This is a genomic window from Pseudomonas sp. 8(2025) (assembly GCF_052665325.1).
Window position 1 is genome coordinate 70261 of the sequence record NZ_JBQOIE010000020.1, and the last position, 20133, is coordinate 90393.

General features: G+C 55.2%; 15 protein-coding genes and 4 tRNA genes. All 19 read right to left on the bottom strand.

Features of this window, described 5'->3' with window-relative positions:
• Positions 1–66 precede the first annotated feature (66 nt).
• Positions 67–1260 (bottom strand): elongation factor Tu, encoded by a 1194-nt coding sequence (gene tuf, locus ACUXVH_RS28215; RefSeq protein ID WP_011063776.1) that lies wholly within the window; start codon positions 1258–1260, stop codon positions 67–69.
• Between the two features lie 34 nt (positions 1261–1294).
• The gene (fusA, locus tag ACUXVH_RS28220) at positions 1295–3442 is read right to left on the bottom strand and encodes an elongation factor G (RefSeq protein ID WP_011063777.1); all 2148 of its coding nucleotides are present in this window, start codon (positions 3440–3442) and stop codon (positions 1295–1297) included.
• 30 nt (positions 3443–3472) lie between these two features.
• Positions 3473–3943 carry a 30S ribosomal protein S7 gene (gene rpsG / locus ACUXVH_RS28225; protein ID WP_007925959.1) on the bottom strand — a complete coding sequence of 157 codons (471 nt, stop codon included), beginning with the start codon at positions 3941–3943 and terminating at the stop codon, positions 3473–3475.
• 111 nt (positions 3944–4054) lie between these two features.
• Positions 4055–4426, bottom strand: a complete 372-nt coding sequence (gene rpsL / locus ACUXVH_RS28230) for a 30S ribosomal protein S12 (protein WP_003186084.1) — start codon at positions 4424–4426, stop codon at positions 4055–4057.
• A gap of 201 nt (positions 4427–4627) precedes the next feature.
• Positions 4628–8827 (bottom strand): DNA-directed RNA polymerase subunit beta', encoded by a 4200-nt coding sequence (gene rpoC / locus ACUXVH_RS28235; protein WP_011063778.1) that lies wholly within the window; start codon positions 8825–8827, stop codon positions 4628–4630.
• 64 nt (positions 8828–8891) lie between these two features.
• The gene (gene rpoB / locus ACUXVH_RS28240; protein ID WP_011063779.1) at positions 8892–12965 is read right to left on the bottom strand and encodes a DNA-directed RNA polymerase subunit beta; all 4074 of its coding nucleotides are present in this window, start codon (positions 12963–12965) and stop codon (positions 8892–8894) included.
• Between the two features lie 221 nt (positions 12966–13186).
• Positions 13187–13552 carry a 50S ribosomal protein L7/L12 gene (gene rplL, locus ACUXVH_RS28245; RefSeq protein WP_011063780.1) on the bottom strand — a complete coding sequence of 122 codons (366 nt, stop codon included), beginning with the start codon at positions 13550–13552 and terminating at the stop codon, positions 13187–13189.
• 80 nt (positions 13553–13632) lie between these two features.
• Positions 13633–14133 carry a 50S ribosomal protein L10 gene (gene rplJ / locus ACUXVH_RS28250; protein WP_011063781.1) on the bottom strand — a complete coding sequence of 167 codons (501 nt, stop codon included), beginning with the start codon at positions 14131–14133 and terminating at the stop codon, positions 13633–13635.
• Between the two features lie 198 nt (positions 14134–14331).
• Entirely contained in the window at positions 14332–15027 is a 696-nt protein-coding gene (rplA, locus tag ACUXVH_RS28255) for a 50S ribosomal protein L1 (RefSeq protein WP_011063782.1), read from the bottom strand.
• The gene (gene rplK / locus ACUXVH_RS28260) at positions 15027–15458 is read right to left on the bottom strand and encodes a 50S ribosomal protein L11 (RefSeq protein ID WP_003176435.1); all 432 of its coding nucleotides are present in this window, start codon (positions 15456–15458) and stop codon (positions 15027–15029) included. The genes rplA and rplK overlap by 1 nt, the downstream gene beginning before the upstream one ends.
• Before the next feature lie 118 nt (positions 15459–15576).
• Positions 15577–16110, bottom strand: coding sequence for a transcription termination/antitermination protein NusG (gene nusG / locus ACUXVH_RS28265; RefSeq protein ID WP_002555501.1), 534 nt, complete (start codon positions 16108–16110; stop codon positions 15577–15579).
• A gap of 9 nt (positions 16111–16119) precedes the next feature.
• Complete coding sequence (gene secE, locus ACUXVH_RS28270) at positions 16120–16488, bottom strand: preprotein translocase subunit SecE (protein ID WP_011063783.1); 369 nt, start codon at positions 16486–16488, stop codon at positions 16120–16122.
• Positions 16489–16533: 45 nt separating this feature from the next.
• Positions 16534–16609: transfer RNA gene (locus ACUXVH_RS28275), tRNA-Trp, on the bottom strand.
• A gap of 54 nt (positions 16610–16663) precedes the next feature.
• Positions 16664–17857, bottom strand: coding sequence for an elongation factor Tu (gene tuf / locus ACUXVH_RS28280; RefSeq protein WP_011063776.1), 1194 nt, complete (start codon positions 17855–17857; stop codon positions 16664–16666).
• An 84-nt stretch (positions 17858–17941) separates the two neighbouring features.
• Positions 17942–18017, bottom strand: a tRNA-Thr gene (locus ACUXVH_RS28285).
• A gap of 26 nt (positions 18018–18043) precedes the next feature.
• Positions 18044–18117 (bottom strand) — tRNA-Gly (locus ACUXVH_RS28290).
• Between the two features lie 24 nt (positions 18118–18141).
• A tRNA-Tyr gene (locus ACUXVH_RS28295) sits at positions 18142–18226 on the bottom strand.
• A gap of 142 nt (positions 18227–18368) precedes the next feature.
• Positions 18369–18815 carry a hypothetical protein gene (locus ACUXVH_RS28300; RefSeq protein ID WP_065363591.1) on the bottom strand — a complete coding sequence of 149 codons (447 nt, stop codon included), beginning with the start codon at positions 18813–18815 and terminating at the stop codon, positions 18369–18371.
• A 163-nt stretch (positions 18816–18978) separates the two neighbouring features.
• A complete protein-coding gene (gene birA / locus ACUXVH_RS28305; protein WP_065363590.1) occupies positions 18979–19941 on the bottom strand; it encodes a bifunctional biotin--[acetyl-CoA-carboxylase] ligase/biotin operon repressor BirA in 963 nt (320 codons plus the stop codon).
• Positions 19942–20133: the final 192 nt, after the last annotated feature.

Here is a 20133-nt window from a genome sequence, read left to right on the forward strand (position 1 = left end):
GGCCCCACAGAGTGTCAACCCAATAAAAAAGCCCCCGCAAGCGGGGGCTTCTTCATGAGTCGTCGATTACTCGATGACTTTGGCTACGACGCCAGCGCCGACGGTACGACCGCCTTCACGGATAGCGAAACGCAGACCATCTTCCATCGCGATGGTTTTGATCAGAGTGACAGTCATCTGGATGTTGTCACCTGGCATTACCATTTCAACGCCTTCTGGCAGCTCGCAGTTACCAGTCACGTCAGTAGTACGGAAGTAGAACTGTGGACGGTAGCCTTTGAAGAACGGAGTATGACGGCCGCCTTCTTCCTTGCTCAGAACGTAAACTTCAGCGGTGAACTTGGTGTGCGGCTTAACGGTGCCTGGCTTAACCAGAACCTGGCCACGCTCAACGTCGTCACGCTTGGTACCACGCAGCAGAACGCCGCAGTTCTCGCCAGCACGACCTTCGTCGAGCAGCTTGCGGAACATTTCAACGCCGGTGCAGGTAGTTTTCTGAGTGTCGCGCAGACCAACGATCTCAACTTCTTCCTGGATGCGAACGATACCACGCTCAACACGGCCAGTTACCACGGTGCCACGGCCGGAGATCGAGAATACGTCTTCGATTGGCATCAGGAACGGCTTGTCGATTGCACGCTCTGGCTCTGGGATGTAGGTATCCAGAGTTTCTACCAGACGCTTAACAGCGGTGGTACCCATTTCGTTGTCGTCTTGGCCGTTCAGAGCCATCAGAGCCGAACCGATGATGATCGGAGTGTCGTCACCTGGGAAGTCGTAAGTGCTCAGCAGATCGCGCACTTCCATCTCAACCAGTTCCAGCAGCTCAGCGTCGTCAACCATGTCAGCCTTGTTCAGGAAGACAACGATGTACGGAACGCCTACCTGACGGGACAGCAGGATGTGCTCACGAGTTTGTGGCATCGGACCATCGGCAGCCGAGCAAACCAGGATCGCGCCGTCCATCTGGGCAGCACCAGTGATCATGTTTTTGACGTAGTCGGCGTGACCTGGGCAGTCAACGTGCGCGTAGTGACGAATGTTCGAATCGTACTCTACGTGCGCAGTGTTGATGGTGATACCACGAGCTTTTTCTTCTGGGGCGCTGTCGATCTTGTCGAAGTCAACACGAGCCGAACCGAAAACTTCGGAGCAAACGCGAGTCAGAGCAGCGGTCAGAGTGGTTTTACCGTGGTCAACGTGACCGATAGTGCCAACGTTGACGTGCGGTTTGTTACGTTCAAATTTTTCTTTAGCCACGACAATTAACTCCTAGCCTAAAGGGGAGACTGAATCAGCCTTGTTTTTTAACGAGAGCTTCGACGATGTTCGACGGAGCTTCGGCGTATTTGGAGAATTCCATGGAGTAGCTCGCGCGACCCTGAGACATGGAACGAACGTCAGTTGCATAACCGAACATTTCACCCAGTGGCACTTCAGCACGGATAACCTTGCCGGACACCGAGTCATCCATACCCTGAATCAGACCACGACGACGGTTCAGGTCACCCATCACGTCACCCATGTAGTCCTCTGGGGTTACAACTTCAACCTTCATGATCGGCTCGAGCACAACGCCGCCACCCTTCTGGGCCAGCTGCTTGGTCGCCATGGAGGCTGCCACCTTGAACGCCATCTCGTTGGAGTCGACGTCGTGGTAGGAACCATCAAACACGGTAGCCTTCAGGCCGATCAGCGGATAACCGGCAACGACGCCGTTCTTCATCTGCTCTTCGATACCCTTCTGGATAGCCGGGATGTATTCCTTAGGAACCACACCACCAACAACTTCGTTGGTGAAGACCAGACCTTCGGTGATGTTGCCGTTCGCATCGACGTCTGGCTCCGAGAAACGGATCCAGCAGTGACCGAACTGACCGCGACCGCCGGACTGACGAACGAACTTGCCTTCGATCTCAACGTTGCTCTTGCTGATCTTCTCGCGGTACGAAACCTGCGGCTTGCCGATGTTGGCTTCGACGTTGAACTCGCGCTTCATGCGGTCAACGAGGATGTCCAGGTGCAACTCACCCATACCGGAGATGATGGTCTGGCCAGTCTCTTCGTCGGTCTTGACGCGGAACGACGGGTCTTCCTGAGCCAGCTTGCCCAGTGCAATACCCATCTTTTCCTGGTCCTGCTTGGTTTTCGGCTCTACCGCTACCGAAATTACAGGCTCAGGGAAGTCCATACGTTCAAGAATGATCTGCTTGTCGAGATCGCACAGAGTGTCACCAGTGGTGACGTCCTTCATGCCGATCAGAGCAGCGATGTCGCCTGCACGTACTTCTTTGATCTCTTCACGCTGGTTGGCGTGCATCTGCACCATACGACCAACGCGCTCTTTCTTGCCCTTGACCGAGTTGATCACGGAGTCGCCCGAGCTCAGGAAGCCCGAGTAAACGCGTACGAAAGTCAGAGTACCAACGAACGGGTCGGTAGCAATCTTGAATGCCAGAGCCGAGAACGGTTCAGCATCGTCAGCATGACGCTCGTCGTAGTCAGCCTCTACCAGCTCATCCTTCGGCTTCTCGATGAGATCCGGATGGATACCCTTGATCGCCGGGATCTCGGTAGGAGCAGGCAGGAAGTCGATAACGGCATCGAGAACCAGGGGAACGCCCTTGTTCTTGAACGACGAACCGCAGACGGCCGGAACGATCTCGCTAGCCAGGGTGCGCGCACGCAGACCGGCCTTGATCTCTTCGACAGTCAGGTCACCTTCTTCAAGGTACTTGTTCATCAGCTCTTCGTTGGCTTCAGCAGCAGCTTCAACCATGTTGGAGCGCCACTCGTTAGCCAGGTCCAGCATATCGGCAGGAATTTCTTCCTCGCGATAGGTAGTACCCTTGTCGTCGTCGTTCCAGTAGATAGCCTTCATCTTGATCAGATCAACCTGACCTTCGAAGTTATCTTCAGCACCGATAGCCAGCTGGACCGGAACCGGGGTATGACCCAGGCGGTTCTTGATCTGGCCAACAACGCGCAGGAAGTTGGCACCGGCACGGTCCATCTTGTTCACGTAAACAACACGTGGAACACCGTACTTGTTGGCTTGACGCCATACGGTTTCAGACTGAGGCTCAACACCGGAAGTACCGCAGAACACAACGACCGCGCCGTCGAGCACACGTAGGGAGCGCTCTACTTCAATGGTGAAGTCAACGTGGCCAGGGGTATCGATAACGTTTACACGATAGTTATCGTATTGGCCGCGCGAACCTTTCCAGAAGGTAGTTACAGCAGCGGAGGTAATGGTGATACCGCGCTCCTGCTCCTGCACCATCCAGTCGGTGGTCGCAGCGCCGTCATGCACCTCACCCATCTTGTGGCTGAGACCTGTGTAGAACAGGATCCGCTCGGTAGTGGTAGTCTTGCCCGCGTCAACGTGGGCACAGATACCGATGTTACGGTAGCGGTTGATTGCTGTAGTACGAGCCATAAAGCCCTCGCAAAATGAATGATGCCGATATTAGAAGCGGTAGTGCGAGAAAGCCTTGTTGGCTTCAGCCATACGGTGAACGTCTTCACGCTTCTTAACTGCAGCACCTTTGCCTTCGGCAGCGTCCAGCAGTTCGCCAGCCAAACGCAGAGCCATAGACTTCTCGCCGCGCTTGCGGGCGAAGTCTACCAACCAGCGCATTGCCAGAGCGTTACGACGGGACGGACGAACTTCGACCGGAACCTGGTAAGTAGCACCGCCTACACGGCGCGACTTCACTTCGACCAGCGGAGCGATGGCGTCGAGAGCTTTCTCGAAGATTTCCAGGGGATCGCTGTTCTTGCGCTCTTTAACTTTTTCCAGCGCGCCATAAACGATACGCTCGGCAACGGCTTTCTTGCCGCTTTCCATTACGTGGTTCATGAACTTGGCGAGGATCTGGCTTCCGTATTTCGGATCGTCCAGAATCTCACGTTTGGCTGCTACGCGACGTCTTGGCATTGATAAGCCCTCAAACGGTCTTCAGGTTAGCTCGGGACAGTTGATCCAATGGACGCGTGCCCGACCTTACTCTTATCGACTCAATATAATTAAAAACTGCAAAACGACCGATTACTTCGGACGCTTGGTACCGTACTTCGAACGACCTTGGTTACGACCTTTAACGCCGGAGGTATCCAGGGAGCCGCGAACGGTGTGGTAACGAACACCTGGCAAGTCTTTTACACGGCCGCCGCGAATCAGTACGACGCTGTGCTCTTGCAGGTTGTGGCCTTCACCACCGATGTACGAGGAAACCTCAAAACCGTTGGTCAGACGCACACGGCACACTTTACGCAGTGCCGAGTTAGGTTTTTTCGGCGTAGTGGTATACACGCGAGTGCACACGCCACGACGTTGCGGGCAGTTCTGCAGCGCAGGCACGTCGGATTTCTCGACGATACGCTTACGCGGCTGACGTACCAGCTGGTTGATAGTTGCCATCTACTAGCTCCACTGTTGTCTTTCGACATAAACAAAATGGCAGAGCAGGAGCTCCACCAAATTTAGGGGTACAAGAGTCTAAAGAGGATCTTGCCCCCAGTCAAGGCAAGGCCCCGGCCTCCCCGATCAGCGAACCTCGACAAAAAGTGTCTTGATTCTCAATCGAAAAAGCCGGGGCCCCGTCTCAATCTACTGCAGACCTCAATTACCGCTGGAGTTCAGAGCTTCAGTCAGTGCTGCTTCGACTTCGCTTGCGCTTACGCGCAGCGGCTTGTCTGCATCACGACGACGCTTACGCTCGCTGTGGTACGCCAGGCCAGTACCGGCCGGGATCAGACGACCCACGACCACGTTTTCTTTCAGGCCACGCAGGTAGTCGCGCTTGCCAGTTACCGCCGCTTCGGTCAGTACACGGGTGGTCTCCTGGAAAGAGGCCGCCGAGATGAACGATTCGGTGGACAAGGACGCCTTGGTGATACCCAGCAGTACGCGGGTGAACTTGGCGACGAACTTGTCTTCGGTGCTCAGACGCTCGTTTTCTACCAGTACGTGAGTCAGTTCCATCTGGTCGCCCTTGATGAAGCTGGAGTCGCCGGACTCGGCGATTTCAACCTTACGCAGCATCTGACGCAGAATGGTCTCGATGTGCTTGTCGTTGATCTTCACGCCTTGCAGACGGTAAACGTCTTGGATCTCGTTGACGATGTACTTGGCCAGCGCACTGACACCCAGCAGACGCAGGATATCGTGTGGATCGCTCGGACCGTCGGAGATAACTTCGCCGCGGTTCACTTGTTCGCCTTCGAAGACGTTCAGGTGACGCCACTTCGGAATCAGCTCTTCATACGGATCGCTACCGTCGTTCGGAGTAATGACCAGACGGCGCTTGCCCTTGGTCTCTTTACCGAACGCGATGGTGCCGCTGACTTCAGCCAGAATCGACGCTTCCTTCGGACGACGAGCTTCGAACAGGTCGGCAACACGCGGCAGACCACCGGTGATGTCACGGGTCTTCGAAGTTTCTTGCGGAATACGAGCGATAACATCACCGATCGCAATCTGCGCACCGTCGGCAACACCGACCAGGGCGTTAGCCGGCAGGAAGTACTGTGCCGGTACGTCGGTACCTGGCAGCAGCAGATCCTTGCCATCCATACCCACCATCTTCACAGCAGGACGGATGTCCTTGCCGGCAGCTGGACGGTCTTTGACGTCAAGCACTTCAATGTTGGTCATACCGGTCAATTCGTCAGTCTGACGCTTGATCGTGATGCCTTCTTCCATGCCCACGTAGGTCACGGTACCTTTCATTTCGGTAACGATCGGGTGAGTGTGCGGATCCCACTTGGCCACGATAGCGCCAGCGTCGACCTTGTCACCTTCTTTAACCGAAATCACAGCACCGTACGGCAGCTTGTAACGCTCGCGCTCACGACCGAAGTCATCAGCGATTGCCAGCTCACCGGAACGGGACACAGCAACCAGGTGGCCATCCACACGCTCTACGTGCTTCAGGTTGTGCAGACGGACGGTACCGCCATTCTTCACCTGAACGCTGTCGGCTGCGGAAGTACGGCTTGCCGCACCACCAATGTGGAACGTACGCATGGTCAGCTGGGTACCCGGCTCACCGATGGATTGGGCAGCGATAACGCCGACCGCCTCACCAATGTTCACCTGGTGACCACGAGCCAGGTCACGGCCGTAGCACTTGGCGCAGATGCCATAGCGGGTTTCGCAACTGATCGGCGAACGCACGATCACTTCGTCGATGCTGTTGAGCTCGATGAATTCAACCCACTTTTCGTCTACCAGGGTGCCAGCAGGAACGATGACGTCCTCGGTACCCGGCTTGAATACGTCACGGGCGATAACACGACCCAATACGCGCTCACCCAGTGGCTCTACAACATCGCCGCCTTCAATGTGCGGAGTCATCAGCAGGCCGTGTTCGGTGCCGCAATCGATCTCGGTTACAACCAGATCCTGCGCAACGTCCACCAGACGACGAGTCAGGTAACCGGAGTTCGCAGTTTTCAACGCGGTATCCGCCAGACCTTTACGAGCACCGTGAGTCGAGATGAAGTACTGGAGTACGCTCAGACCTTCACGGAAGTTCGCAGTAATCGGCGTTTCGATGATGGAGCCGTCCGGCTTGGCCATCAGACCACGCATACCGGCCAGCTGACGGATCTGTGCTGCGGAACCCCGCGCACCCGAGTCAGCCATCATGTACATCGAGTTGAACGATTCTTGCTCGACTTCGTCGCCATTGCGGTCGATGACCTTCTCTTTCGAGAGGTTGGCCATCATCGCCTTGGATACTTCGTCGTTGGCCTTCGACCAAAGGTCGATCACTTTGTTGTACTTCTCGCCCTGGGTTACCAGGCCGGAGGCGTACTGGCTCTCGATTTCTTTCACTTCGTCGGTGGCAGCACCGATGATGCGAGCTTTTTCATCCGGGATAACGAAGTCGTTAACACCGATGGAAACGCCGGAAATGGTCGAGTAAGCGAAACCGGTGTACATCAACTGGTCAGCGAAGATCACGGTCTCTTTCAGACCAACCACGCGGTAGCACTGGTTGATCAGCTTGGAGATCGCCTTCTTCTTCATCGGCAGGTTGACGACGTCGAACGACAGGCCCTTCGGCACAACCTGGAACAGCAGAGCACGGCCGACAGTGGTGTCGACGATACGGGTGGCGCTCACGCTGCCGCCATCACGATCATTGACGGTTTCGCTGATGCGAACCTTGATCTTGGCGTGCAGAGCAGCTTCGCCGGCGCGGAATACGCGGTCGACTTCCTGCAGGTCGGCGAAAACGCGACCTTCGCCCTTGGCGTTGATCGCTTCACGGGTCATGTAGTACAGACCCAATACAACGTCCTGCGACGGAACGATGATTGGCTCACCGTTGGCTGGCGACAGAATGTTGTTGGTCGACATCATCAACGCACGCGCTTCCAACTGGGCTTCCAGTGTCAGCGGTACGTGCACGGCCATTTGGTCGCCGTCGAAGTCGGCGTTGTACGCAGCACAGACCAGAGGGTGCAGCTGGATAGCCTTACCTTCGATCAGTACCGGTTCAAACGCCTGGATACCCAGACGGTGAAGGGTCGGTGCACGGTTGAGGAGAACCGGGTGTTCACGGATCACTTCAGCGAGAACGTCCCAAACCTCTGGCAGTTCGCGCTCGACCATCTTCTTGGCGGCTTTGATGGTGGTGGCCAGGCCACGCATTTCCAACTTGCCGAAGATGAACGGTTTGAACAGCTCGAGAGCCATTTTCTTCGGCAGACCGCACTGGTGCAGACGCAGGGTCGGACCTACGGTAATTACCGAACGACCGGAGTAGTCAACACGCTTACCGAGCAAGTTCTGACGGAAACGACCTTGCTTACCCTTGATCATGTCAGCCAGGGATTTCAGAGGACGCTTGTTGGAACCGGTGATAGCGCGGCCACGACGACCGTTGTCGAGCAGTGCATCGACAGCTTCCTGCAACATACGCTTTTCGTTGCGCACGATGATGTCCGGAGCGGACAGATCCAGCAGGCGCTTCAAACGGTTGTTACGGTTGATCACTCGACGATACAGATCGTTGAGGTCGGAAGTCGCGAAACGACCGCCATCCAGCGGGACCAGTGGACGCAGATCTGGCGGCAGAACCGGCAGAACGGTCAGCACCATCCACTCTGGCAGGTTGCCGGAACCCTGGAAGGCTTCCATCAACTTCAGACGCTTGGACAGCTTCTTGATCTTGGTTTCCGAGTTGGTTTGCGGAATCTCTTCACGCAGACGGCCAATCTCGTGCTCCAGGTCGATAGCGTGCAGCAGCTCGCGGACAGCCTCGGCACCCATGCGGGCGTCGAAGTCATCGCCGAACTCTTCCAGCGCTTCGAAGTACTGCTCATCGTTCAGCAGCTGACCTTTTTCAAGGGTGGTCATGCCTGGATCGATAACGACGTAGCTCTCGAAGTAGAGAACGCGCTCGATATCACGCAGAGTCATGTCCATCAGCAAGCCGATACGGGACGGCAGCGATTTCAGGAACCAGATGTGGGCAACCGGCGAAGCCAGTTCGATGTGCGCCATGCGCTCACGACGAACCTTGGCCAGTGCAACTTCAACGCCGCACTTCTCGCAGATCACGCCGCGATGCTTCAAGCGCTTGTACTTACCGCACAGGCACTCGTAATCCTTTACCGGGCCAAAGATCTTGGCGCAGAACAGGCCGTCACGCTCAGGCTTGAACGTACGGTAGTTGATGGTTTCCGGCTTTTTAACTTCACCGAACGACCACGAACGGATCATCTCAGGCGAGGCCAATCCGATACGGATGGCGTCGAACTCTTCGACTTGACCCTGGTTTTTCAGCAAATTCAGTAGGTCTTTCAAGGCCTTTCCTCCTGGCGGAGCAGAGAGCGGGCAATCCTGCCCCGCTCTCGATTCGCGTCACGTGTTATTCGGTTTCCAGATCGATATCGATGCCGAGGGAACGAATTTCTTTGATCAACACGTTGAAGGACTCGGGCATGCCCGGCTCCATACGGTGATCGCCGTCCACGATGTTTTTGTACATCTTGGTACGACCGTTCACATCGTCCGACTTCACTGTGAGCATTTCTTGCAGAGTGTATGCAGCACCGTATGCTTCCAGTGCCCAGACCTCCATCTCCCCGAAACGCTGACCACCGAACTGCGCCTTACCACCCAGCGGCTGCTGGGTAACCAGGCTGTACGAACCGGTAGAACGAGCGTGCATCTTGTCGTCTACCAAGTGGTTCAGTTTCAGCATGTACATGTAGCCAACGGTAACTGGACGCTCGAACTTGTTGCCGGTACGGCCGTCGGTCAGTTGCATCTGGCCGCTTTCTGGCAGGTCTGCCAGTTTCAGCATGGCCTTGATTTCGCTTTCCTTGGCACCGTCGAACACCGGAGTGGCCATCGGAACACCGCCGCGCAGGTTGTTCGCCAGATCCAGGATCTCCTGATCGGAGAAGCTGTCCAGGTCTTCGTTACGACCGCCGATCTGGTTGTAGATCTCGTCCAGGAAGGTACGCAGTTCTGCGACCTTGCGCTGCTCTTCGACCATGCGATTGATCTTCTCGCCCAGACCCTTGGCCGCGAGGCCCAGGTGAGTTTCGAGGATCTGACCAACGTTCATACGCGAAGGTACGCCCAGCGGGTTGAGGACTACGTCGACCGGGGTGCCATTGGCATCGTGCGGCATGTCTTCAACCGGCATGATCACGGAGACCACACCCTTGTTACCGTGACGACCGGCCATCTTGTCGCCCGGCTGGATGCGACGACGGATTGCCAGGTAGACCTTGACGATTTTCAGCACGCCTGGAGCCAGGTCATCGCCCTGCTGCAGCTTGCGCTTCTTGTCTTCGAACTTGTCGTCCAGCAGACGGCGACGATCAACGATGTAGGCCTGGGCCTTCTCGAGCTGCTCGTTCAGAGCATCTTCAGCCATGCGCAGTTTGAACCACTGGCCGTGCTCAAGACCGTCGAGAACTTCGTCGGTGATTTCCTGACCTTTCTTCAGGCCGGCGCCGCCTTCGGCTTTATGGCCGACCAGAGCGGAGCGCAGACGCTCGAAGGTCGCACCTTCAACGATACGGAACTCTTCGTTCAGGTCCTTGCGGATCTCGTCCAGCTGGCTCTTCTCGATCGACAGTGCACGAGCATCACGCTCAACGCCGTCGCGAGTGAAGACCTGTACGTCGATAACAGTGCCCTTGGTACCAGTAGGCACACGCAGGGAGGTGTCTTTAACGTCGCTGGCTTTTTCACCGAAGATCGCACGCAGCAGTTTCTCTTCCGGAGTCAGCTGGGTCTCGCCTTTCGGAGTGACCTTGCCCACCAGGATGTCGCCTGCGCCAACTTCAGCACCTACATAAACGATACCGGCTTCGTCCAGCTTGTTCAGTGCAGCCTCACCCACGTTCGGGATGTCTGCAGTGATTTCCTCTGGGCCAAGCTTGGTGTCACGAGCCACACAGGTCAGTTCCTGGATGTGGATCGTGGTGAAACGGTCTTCTTGAACCACACGCTCGGACAGGCAGATGGAGTCTTCGAAGTTGAAGCCGTTCCACGCCATGAACGCGATACGCATGTTCTGACCCAGTGCCAGCTCACCCATGTCGGTGGACGGACCATCGGCCATGATGTCGCTGCGCTGAACACGATCACCCTTGCTCACCAGCGGACGCTGGTTGATGCAGGTGTTCTGGTTGGAGCGGGTGTACTTGGTCAGGTTGTAGATGTCGACACCGGCTTCACCGGTTTCAACTTCGTCATCAGCAACACGAACCACGATACGGCTGGCATCGACCGAGTCGATCACACCGCCACGACGAGCCACGACGCAAACGCCGGAGTCACGGGCAACGTTGCGCTCCATGCCGGTACCTACCAGCGGCTTGTCAGCACGCAGGGTCGGTACAGCCTGACGCTGCATGTTGGAACCCATCAATGCACGGTTGGCGTCGTCGTGCTCGAGGAACGGAATCAGCGACGCTGCAACCGAAACTACCTGCTTCGGCGAAACGTCCATCAAGGTGACGTCTTCCGGCGCCTTGACGGTGAATTCGTTCAAGTGACGAACAGCCACCAGCTCATCGACCAACTGACCTTTGTCGTTCATCGTCGCCGAAGCCTGGGCGATCACGTGATCGGCCTCTTCGATAGCGGACAGGAACACGATCTCGTCGGTTACCAGAGCGTCTTTCACCACACGGTACGGGCTCTCGAGGAAGCCGTACTGGTTGGTGCGCGCATAGGCCGCCAGGGAGTTGATCAGACCGATGTTCGGACCTTCCGGCGTTTCAATCGGGCATACACGACCGTAGTGGGTCGGGTGTACGTCACGGACTTCGAAGCCTGCACGCTCACGGGTCAGACCACCTGGGCCAAGTGCAGAAACACGGCGCTTGTGGGTGATCTCGGACAGCGGGTTGTTCTGGTCCATGAACTGGGACAGCTGGCTGGAACCGAAGAACTCTTTCACTGCCGCAGCCACTGGCTTGGCATTGATCAGGTCTTGCGGCATCAGGCCTTCGCTTTCAGCCATCGACAGGCGCTCTTTGACCGCACGCTCTACACGCACCAGGCCAACGCGGAACTGGTTCTCGGCCATTTCGCCAACGCAGCGAACACGACGGTTACCCAGGTGGTCGATGTCGTCGACGATGCCTTTACCGTTACGGATGTCGACCAGAGTCTTCAGTACGGCAACGATGTCTTCTTTGCACAGAACGCCAGAACCTTCGATCTCGGTACGACCGATACGACGGTTGAACTTCATCCGGCCAACGGCGGACAGATCATACCGCTCAGGGCTGAAGAACAGGTTGTTGAACAGAGTCTCGGCAGCATCTTTGGTCGGTGGCTCGCCAGGACGCATCATGCGATAGATCTCGACCAGGGCTTCCAATTGGTTGCTGGTGGAGTCGATCTTCAGAGTGTCAGAGACGAACGGACCGCAGTCGATGTCGTTGGTGTACAGAGTCTCGATGCGAACGACCTGAGCCTTGGCGATTTTCGCCAGGATCTCGGTGTTCAGCTCGGTGTTGCACTCTGCCAGGATTTCACCGGTAGCCGGGTGCACGATAGCCTTGGCGGTGGTACGACCCAGGACGTAGTCCAGAGGTACATCCAGCTCTTTGATACCGGCTTTTTCCAGCTGGTTGATGTGACGAGCGGTAATACGACGACCCTGCTCGACAATAACCTTGCCCTTGTCATCCTGGATGTCCAGAACGGCAATCTCACCACGCAGGCGCTGAGGCACCAGCTCCAGGCTCAGGCTCTCGCCTTTCACGTGGAATACGTTGGTGGTGTAGAAAGCGTCCAGCACTTCTTCAGTGGTATAGCCCAGCGCGCGCAGCAGAACCGATGCCGGCAGCTTGCGACGACGGTCGATACGGACGAACACGCAGTCTTTCGGGTCGAACTCGAAGTCCAGCCACGAACCGCGGTAAGGAATGATCCGCGCGGAATACAGCAGCTTACCGGAGCTGTGCGTCTTGCCACGGTCGTGGTCGAAGAATACGCCAGGGGAACGGTGCAGCTGGGAAACGATTACACGCTCGGTACCGTTGATTACGAAGGTACCGTTCTCAGTCATCAGGGGAATTTCACCCATGTAGACTTCTTGCTCTTTGATGTCCTTGATCGCTTTGTTCGACGATTCTTTGTCGAAAATGATCAGACGGACTTTTACCCGCAAAGGTACGGCGTAAGTTACACCACGCAACACGCATTCTTTAACATCAAACGCCGGTTCGCCCAGGCGATAACCGACATACTCCAACGCAGCATTGCCGGAGTAGCTGATGATCGGGAAAACGGATTTGAAGGCCGCATGCAGGCCCACGTCGCGGAACTGATCTTTAGTCGCTCCCGCTTGCAAGAATTCACGATACGAATCCAGCTGGATGGCCAGGAGGTACGGCACATCCATGACGTCCGGCAACTTGCTAAAGTCCTTGCGGATACGTTTTTTCTCAGTATATGAGTAAGCCATCAGCGTTCCCCAGCTTGGTCACCTGCTTATTCGGCTCCTCCCGACGGGAGCAGCCAGAAAATCGTGCAAACCCTTTGGTTTGCGCCACCGCACAGGGTGGGCTACAGCACGTTACTGGCACCGACCCAGTCGGTCGCCAATAACGGAAAAAGGCCGGTGGCAAAAGCCACCAGCCATCAGCCGTTCGCTTAACGCTTGGGCTGGAGACACAAAGTCGATGCTTACTTGAGCTCGACTTTAGCGCCTGCTTCTTCCAGAGCTGCTTTGGCTTTGTCAGCTGCTTCTTTAGCAACAGCTTCCAGAACCATGGCAGGAGCGCCGTCAACTACAGCCTTGGCTTCTTTCAGGCCCAGACCGGTCAGTTCACGTACAGCCTTGATCACGTTAACTTTCTTCTCGCCAGCTTCGGTCAGCATGACGTTGAATTCAGTTTGCTCTTCAACAACAGCGGCAGCAGCAGCTGGGCCAGCAGCGGCAACAGCAGCGGTAACGCCGAAGGTTTCTTCCATTGCTTTGATCAGCTCAACAACTTCCAGAACGGTTTTCTGGCCGATTGCTTCGATGATTTGCTCGTTAGTCAGAGACATGACTATAAATTCCTGTATTGGGGTGACAGCCTACGCAGCCATCAAATTAAACATATGATTTTGAAAGGGCTTGCAGTGCCTTAGGCAGCAGCAGCTTCTTTCTGGTCGCGAATAGCCGCCAGAGTACGAGCCAGCTTGCTGGTAGCGCCTTGAATCACGCTCATCAGCTTCGCAATAGCTTCGTCGCGAGTTGGCAGCGAAGCCAACACGTCGATCTCGTTTGCTGCGAGGTACTTGCCCTCGAACGCAGCTGCCTTGATCTCGAACTTTTCCTGACCCTTTGCGAACTCTTTGAAAATACGAGCGGCAGCGCCCGGATGTTCCTTGGAGAATGCAATCAGGGTAGGGCCGACGAACGCGTCGTTGAGCACGTCATATTGAGTGCCTTCAACAGCGCGCTTGAGCAGGGTGTTACGTACGACACGTACATAAACACCAGCTTCGCGGGCCTCTTTACGGAGTCCGGTCATAGCGCCTACTGTCACACCACGGGCATCAGCCACGACAGCGGACAGAGCGGCTTTGGCAGCCTCGTTGACTTCAGCGACGATGGCCTTCTTGTCTTCGAGTTTAATTGCCACGGGTTTAACTCCTGCTTGTTACCGTTTCATCCAACCGGAGCTGGATGTCGTTTTGGTGTCTGATTCGGTAAGGAACCGGGAGCACCATCTGCGTAGGCTTGAGGTTTAAGACTTGCGTCGCCTACGGTCTTGGATAGCCCCCGCCAGGCAGGGACCCCAATTTTTCAGCGCGCGCAATTACTTGCACGCGCTTGTGTCTTATACGTCCAGCGAACCCTGGTCGATGACCAGACCTGGGCCCATAGTGGTGCTCAGGGTAACGCGCTTGACGTAGATGCCTTTCGAAGAAGCTGGCTTGATACGCTTCAGGTCAGCGATCAGGGCTTCAACGTTTTCCTTCAGCTTGACGGCGTCGAAGCCGACCTTGCCAACGGAAGTGTGGATGATGCCGTTTTTGTCGGTGCGATAGCGAACCTGACCAGCCTTGGCGTTCTTAACTGCCGAAGCTACGTCTGGAGTAACGGTACCGACTTTCGGGTTAGGCATCAGGCCGCGAGGACCCAGAACCTGACCCAGCTGACCCACAACGCGCATTGCATCCGGGGAAGCAATAACCACGTCATAGTTCAGGTCGCCGCCTTTCATTTCGGCAGCCAGATCGTCCATACCTACGCGGTCTGCACCGGCAGCCAGAGCAGCTTCAGCTGCTGGGCCCTGGGTGAACACAGCTACACGTACAGTCTTGCCAGTGCCGTGTGGCAGCACAGTAGCGCTACGAACAACCTGGTCAGATTTACGTGGGTCTACGCCCAGGTTCACAGCAACGTCTACGGACTCGCTGAACTTAACGGTCGACAGCTCGGTCAGGAGAGCGGCGGCTTCTACGAAGTTGTAGGCCTTGCCTGCTTCAATCTTGCCGGCGATAGCCTTTTGGCGCTTGGTCAGCTTAGCCATTACACACCCTCCACGTTAAGGCCCATGCTACGAGCAGAACCGGCGATAGTACGCACGGCTGCATCCATATCAGCTGCAGTCAGATCCGCGTTTTTGGTTTTCGCGATTTCTTCCAGCTGAGCACGGGTAACAGTGCCAACCTTAACGGTGTTTGGACGAGCGGAACCGCTGGTCAGGCCAGCAGCTTTCTTCAGCAGAACCGAAGCAGGGGTGCTCTTAGTTTCGAAAGTGAAGCTGCGGTCACTGTAAACAGTGATGATCACAGGAGTCGGCAGGCCTGGTTCAAGACCCTGAGTACGGGCGTTGAAAGCTTTGCAGAACTCCATGATGTTCACGCCGTGCTGACCCAGAGCTGGACCAACGGGTGGACTTGGGTTGGCCTGAGCGGCCTTAACTTGCAGCTTGATGTAAGCAGTAATCTTCTTAGCCATGAGGCACTCCAATTACGGGTTCAGACGCCTAGATAGGCTCCCCGGTTACTTGCGCGTTTATCCCAGTGACGACAAAACCCCACAGCCTAAGGCTGCGGGGTATGGGATTCTCGTTCAGTTATGCCTTCTCGACCTGACTGAACTCTAGCTCTACCGGAGTAGAGCGACCGAAAATGAGCACTGCCACCTGAATGCGGCTCTTTTCGTAGTTAACTTCTTCAACCGTACCGTTAAAGTCAGCGAATGGGCCGTCAGTAACACGGACCACCTCACCCGGCTCAAACAGGGTCTTAGGCTTGGGCTTGTCGCTGCCATCAGCAACGCGACGCAGAATCGCTTCCGCTTCTTTGTCAGTGATAGGAGCCGGCTTATCGGCAGTACCACCAATAAAGCCCATGACACGAGGAGTGTCCTTGACCAAGTGCCAAGTACCCTCGTTCATATCCATCTGTACCAGCACATAGCCTGGAAAGAATTTACGCTCGCTTTTGCGCTTCTGGCCATTGCGCATCTCAACCACTTCTTCAGTGGGGACCAGAATCTCGCCGAAGCCATCTTCCATGCCAGCCAGCTTCACACGCTCGATCAACGAACGCATTACATGCTTCTCGTAACCCGAGTAAGCATGCACAACGTACCAACGCTTAGCCACGGGACACCCTTAGCCAACAATCAAGGAAACAAGCCAGCCGAGCAGGGAATCTAGCCCCCACAACAGCAACGCCATGACCAGAACCACAGCCACAACAATCAACGTGGTCTGCGTGGTCTCTTGGCGAGTTGGCCATACGACTTTACGAATCTCAGTGCGCGCTTCCTTAACCAGGACAAAGAACGACTTACCCTTGGCAGTCTGCAAACCAACGAAGGCAGCAACTGCAGCAATGACAAGTAGCGCCAAGACGCGGTACAGGATCGGCGAAGCAGAGTAGTACTGATTGCCAACAACACCAACAATCACCAAGGCAACAACAACCAGCCACTTGAGCAGATCGAAGCGAGAGCCTTGAGCTTCAGCCTTAGGAGTCATCTATGAAGATCCTGTGAAAAGAAAGCCAGACACATTGAGTGAATCTGGCAGGTCAGGAGGGAATCGAACCCCCAACCTACGGTTTTGGAGACCGTCGCTCTGCCAATTGAGCTACTGACCTAAAAACAAAATCAGGCCGACCATTATGTCGGCCCGATGGAGATATATCAAGAACTTATTCGATGACTTTGGCTACAACGCCAGCGCCGACGGTACGACCGCCTTCACGGATAGCGAAACGCAGACCATCTTCCATCGCGATGGTTTTGATCAGAGTGACAGTCATCTGGATGTTGTCACCTGGCATTACCATTTCAACGCCTTCTGGCAGCTCGCAGTTACCAGTCACGTCAGTAGTACGGAAGTAGAACTGTGGACGGTAGCCTTTGAAGAACGGAGTATGACGGCCGCCTTCTTCCTTGCTCAGAACGTAAACTTCAGCGGTGAACTTGGTGTGCGGCTTAACGGTGCCTGGCTTAACCAGAACCTGGCCACGCTCAACGTCGTCACGCTTGGTACCACGCAGCAGAACGCCGCAGTTCTCGCCAGCACGACCTTCGTCGAGCAGCTTGCGGAACATTTCAACGCCGGTGCAGGTAGTTTTCTGAGTGTCGCGCAGACCAACGATCTCAACTTCTTCCTGGATGCGAACGATACCACGCTCAACACGGCCAGTTACCACGGTGCCACGGCCGGAGATCGAGAATACGTCTTCGATTGGCATCAGGAACGGCTTGTCGATTGCACGCTCTGGCTCTGGGATGTAGGTATCCAGAGTTTCTACCAGACGCTTAACAGCGGTGGTACCCATTTCGTTGTCGTCTTGGCCGTTCAGAGCCATCAGAGCCGAACCGATGATGATCGGAGTGTCGTCACCTGGGAAGTCGTAAGTGCTCAGCAGATCGCGCACTTCCATCTCAACCAGTTCCAGCAGCTCAGCGTCGTCAACCATGTCAGCCTTGTTCAGGAAGACAACGATGTACGGAACGCCTACCTGACGGGACAGCAGGATGTGCTCACGAGTTTGTGGCATCGGACCATCGGCAGCCGAGCAAACCAGGATCGCGCCGTCCATCTGGGCAGCACCAGTGATCATGTTTTTGACGTAGTCGGCGTGACCTGGGCAGTCAACGTGCGCGTAGTGACGAATGTTCGAATCGTACTCTACGTGCGCAGTGTTGATGGTGATACCACGAGCTTTTTCTTCTGGGGCGCTGTCGATCTTGTCGAAGTCAACACGAGCCGAACCGAAAACTTCGGAGCAAACGCGAGTCAGAGCAGCAGTCAGAGTGGTTTTACCGTGGTCAACGTGACCGATAGTACCCACGTTAACGTGCGGCTTATTACGTTCGAACTTTTCCTTAGCCATCGAAATCACCCCTAGGAGAAGAATTGAGCAAGTCACCCAAGCCATTAAAACAAAGGCAGATATTTTCATATCTGCCTTGTTATATGGAGCTCTTGAGCGGATTTGAACCGCTGACCTCACCCTTACCAAGGGTGTGCTCTACCAACTGAGCTACAAGAGCGTAACACTTTGCAAAACCTGCAAACTTGGAGCGGGTAGCGGGAATCGAACCCGCATCATCAGCTTGGAAGGCTGAGGTTCTACCACTAAACTATACCCGCGGAGCCTGCAGCTCTCGCTAAATCTGGTGGAGGGGGAAGGATTCGAACCTTCGAAGTCGTAGACGTCAGATTTACAGTCTGATCCCTTTGGCCGCTCGGGAACCCCTCCTAAGCGAGGCGACATTCTATATCATGCCACCTTTCTGTCAAGCATTTTCTCAATAAAATCTTGAGGTTAGCTGCGTTGACCTCGCTTCGCGACGCTGACTTCGTGAAGTCTTCGCTGCGGAGCGGGCGCCATTCTATGCAACCTATTCGACAGTTGCAACCCCCTCGCAAGGCATTATTTTATGTTTTAACTCATTGAATTCTTTAGCAAGGTTCTGCAGTTGCAGATCATCCAGCAAATGCTTGCTCTCGGGAGTCACACGAAGCCAAAAACCAGAAGAACCAGGAACACTCAAGGACTGCAGCCTGACATCAGCCCCCAGCCCTACCAGCCGTTGCTCCAACATCTGAGCCGTATCTCGACGAGCAAAGCCCCCCAGATAAAGACAGCTTGCATCAATCTCCCCTGACTTACCCTTATCCCGCCGCTCGACCGAATCAGAAGACTCACTCAACAAACGGATATCCTGCTGAGTACCTCGATAGAGTGAGAGAGGCACGACCTCTTTCGCACGAAGCGGTGCTTCCTGCTGATGCCAGATGTAATAAAAGCCATTGAGGACCAATAACAACAGAAACAACCAGCGCATAAAAACCTCAAGACAGAGGACAAGGCTTAAACAACTCGAAAAGATGGATCACGTACAAGCTGATCTTGCGGAACCGATGCAACACTCAAAGCCCCACCCTACACAAGGAATCAGCCCCTACCTCCTAGCCGTAGATCGCGCAAGCGCACATTGATGGCCGAACTCATGAGCCATCACGCAACCTTAGACTGAGCTCCCCGCCGCTATACGTTTTCTCCTCCCCCTCAACGCTCAATCGCAAAGCTCCTTGGCGATCAATACCCAACACAACACCATCGATCTTATTTACGCCCGCGATCAGAGACACAGCACGCCCCTGCCAGAGGTGACCTTGCTCCCACTCGCCCTGGATCGCGGAGAAGCCATTCAGCCGATGACGCTCCAGATAAGACACAAGAACCTCATTCAATCGAGCAACAAGCTGATTGCGATCAATAACCTTGCCAGACTCCAACCTCACCGAAGTCCACTCCTGATCGATCTCTTCATCGCTTTGCATATTCACATTGATCCCAATGCCCAGGACCACATGACACACATCCGCAGGATCACCCACCAACTCCAAAAGTATCCCCGCGACCTTCTTCTGACCAACCAAAACATCATTTGGCCACTTCAAACCCACACCAGGAATTCCATACTCACGAAGGGTATGCATGACCGCCAGCCCAACGACCAGGCTAAGCCCTTCCAATTGCCGGAGACCTCCGTCCATACGCAAGACGAGGCTGTAATAGATATTTTCGGCAAAAGGGCTTACCCACTTACGACCACGACGGCCTCGCCCCACCGTCTGGCGCTCAGCTAGCACAAGAAAAGGAGCCACACTCCCTTCTTCAATGGATCGCAGCGCCTGTGCATTCGTGGAGTCGATAGAGTCGAGAATTCGGATATCCCAGGAGCCACTGGAAATAGAGGAACGACCTATCTCAGCACTGCTCAGCAATGTGATTGGAGTGGCCAGCTGGTAACCGCGACCTCGCACCTTATGAATGACAAGCCCCAACTCCGCCTCAAGAAGCTGTAACTGCTTCCATATAGCACTACGGCTAACACCCAGCGCCTGACCGAGCGCCTGACCCGAGTGAAATCGCCCATCTTTAAGAAGCTCTAACAACGTCGACATGCAGTTTCCGCCTCACCATGAGGCAGGCATGATAGCCATGCCCAGCGCCATTGCATAGAAACCCCCACCTGACGAGCAAGTCGATCGAGACAGCAAAAAATCAAACCCATTTTTCGCGCGCAAAAACAAAACCCCAACTGCATGTGCAGTTGGGGTTTCGGAATTTAATCTTGACGATGACCTACTCTCACA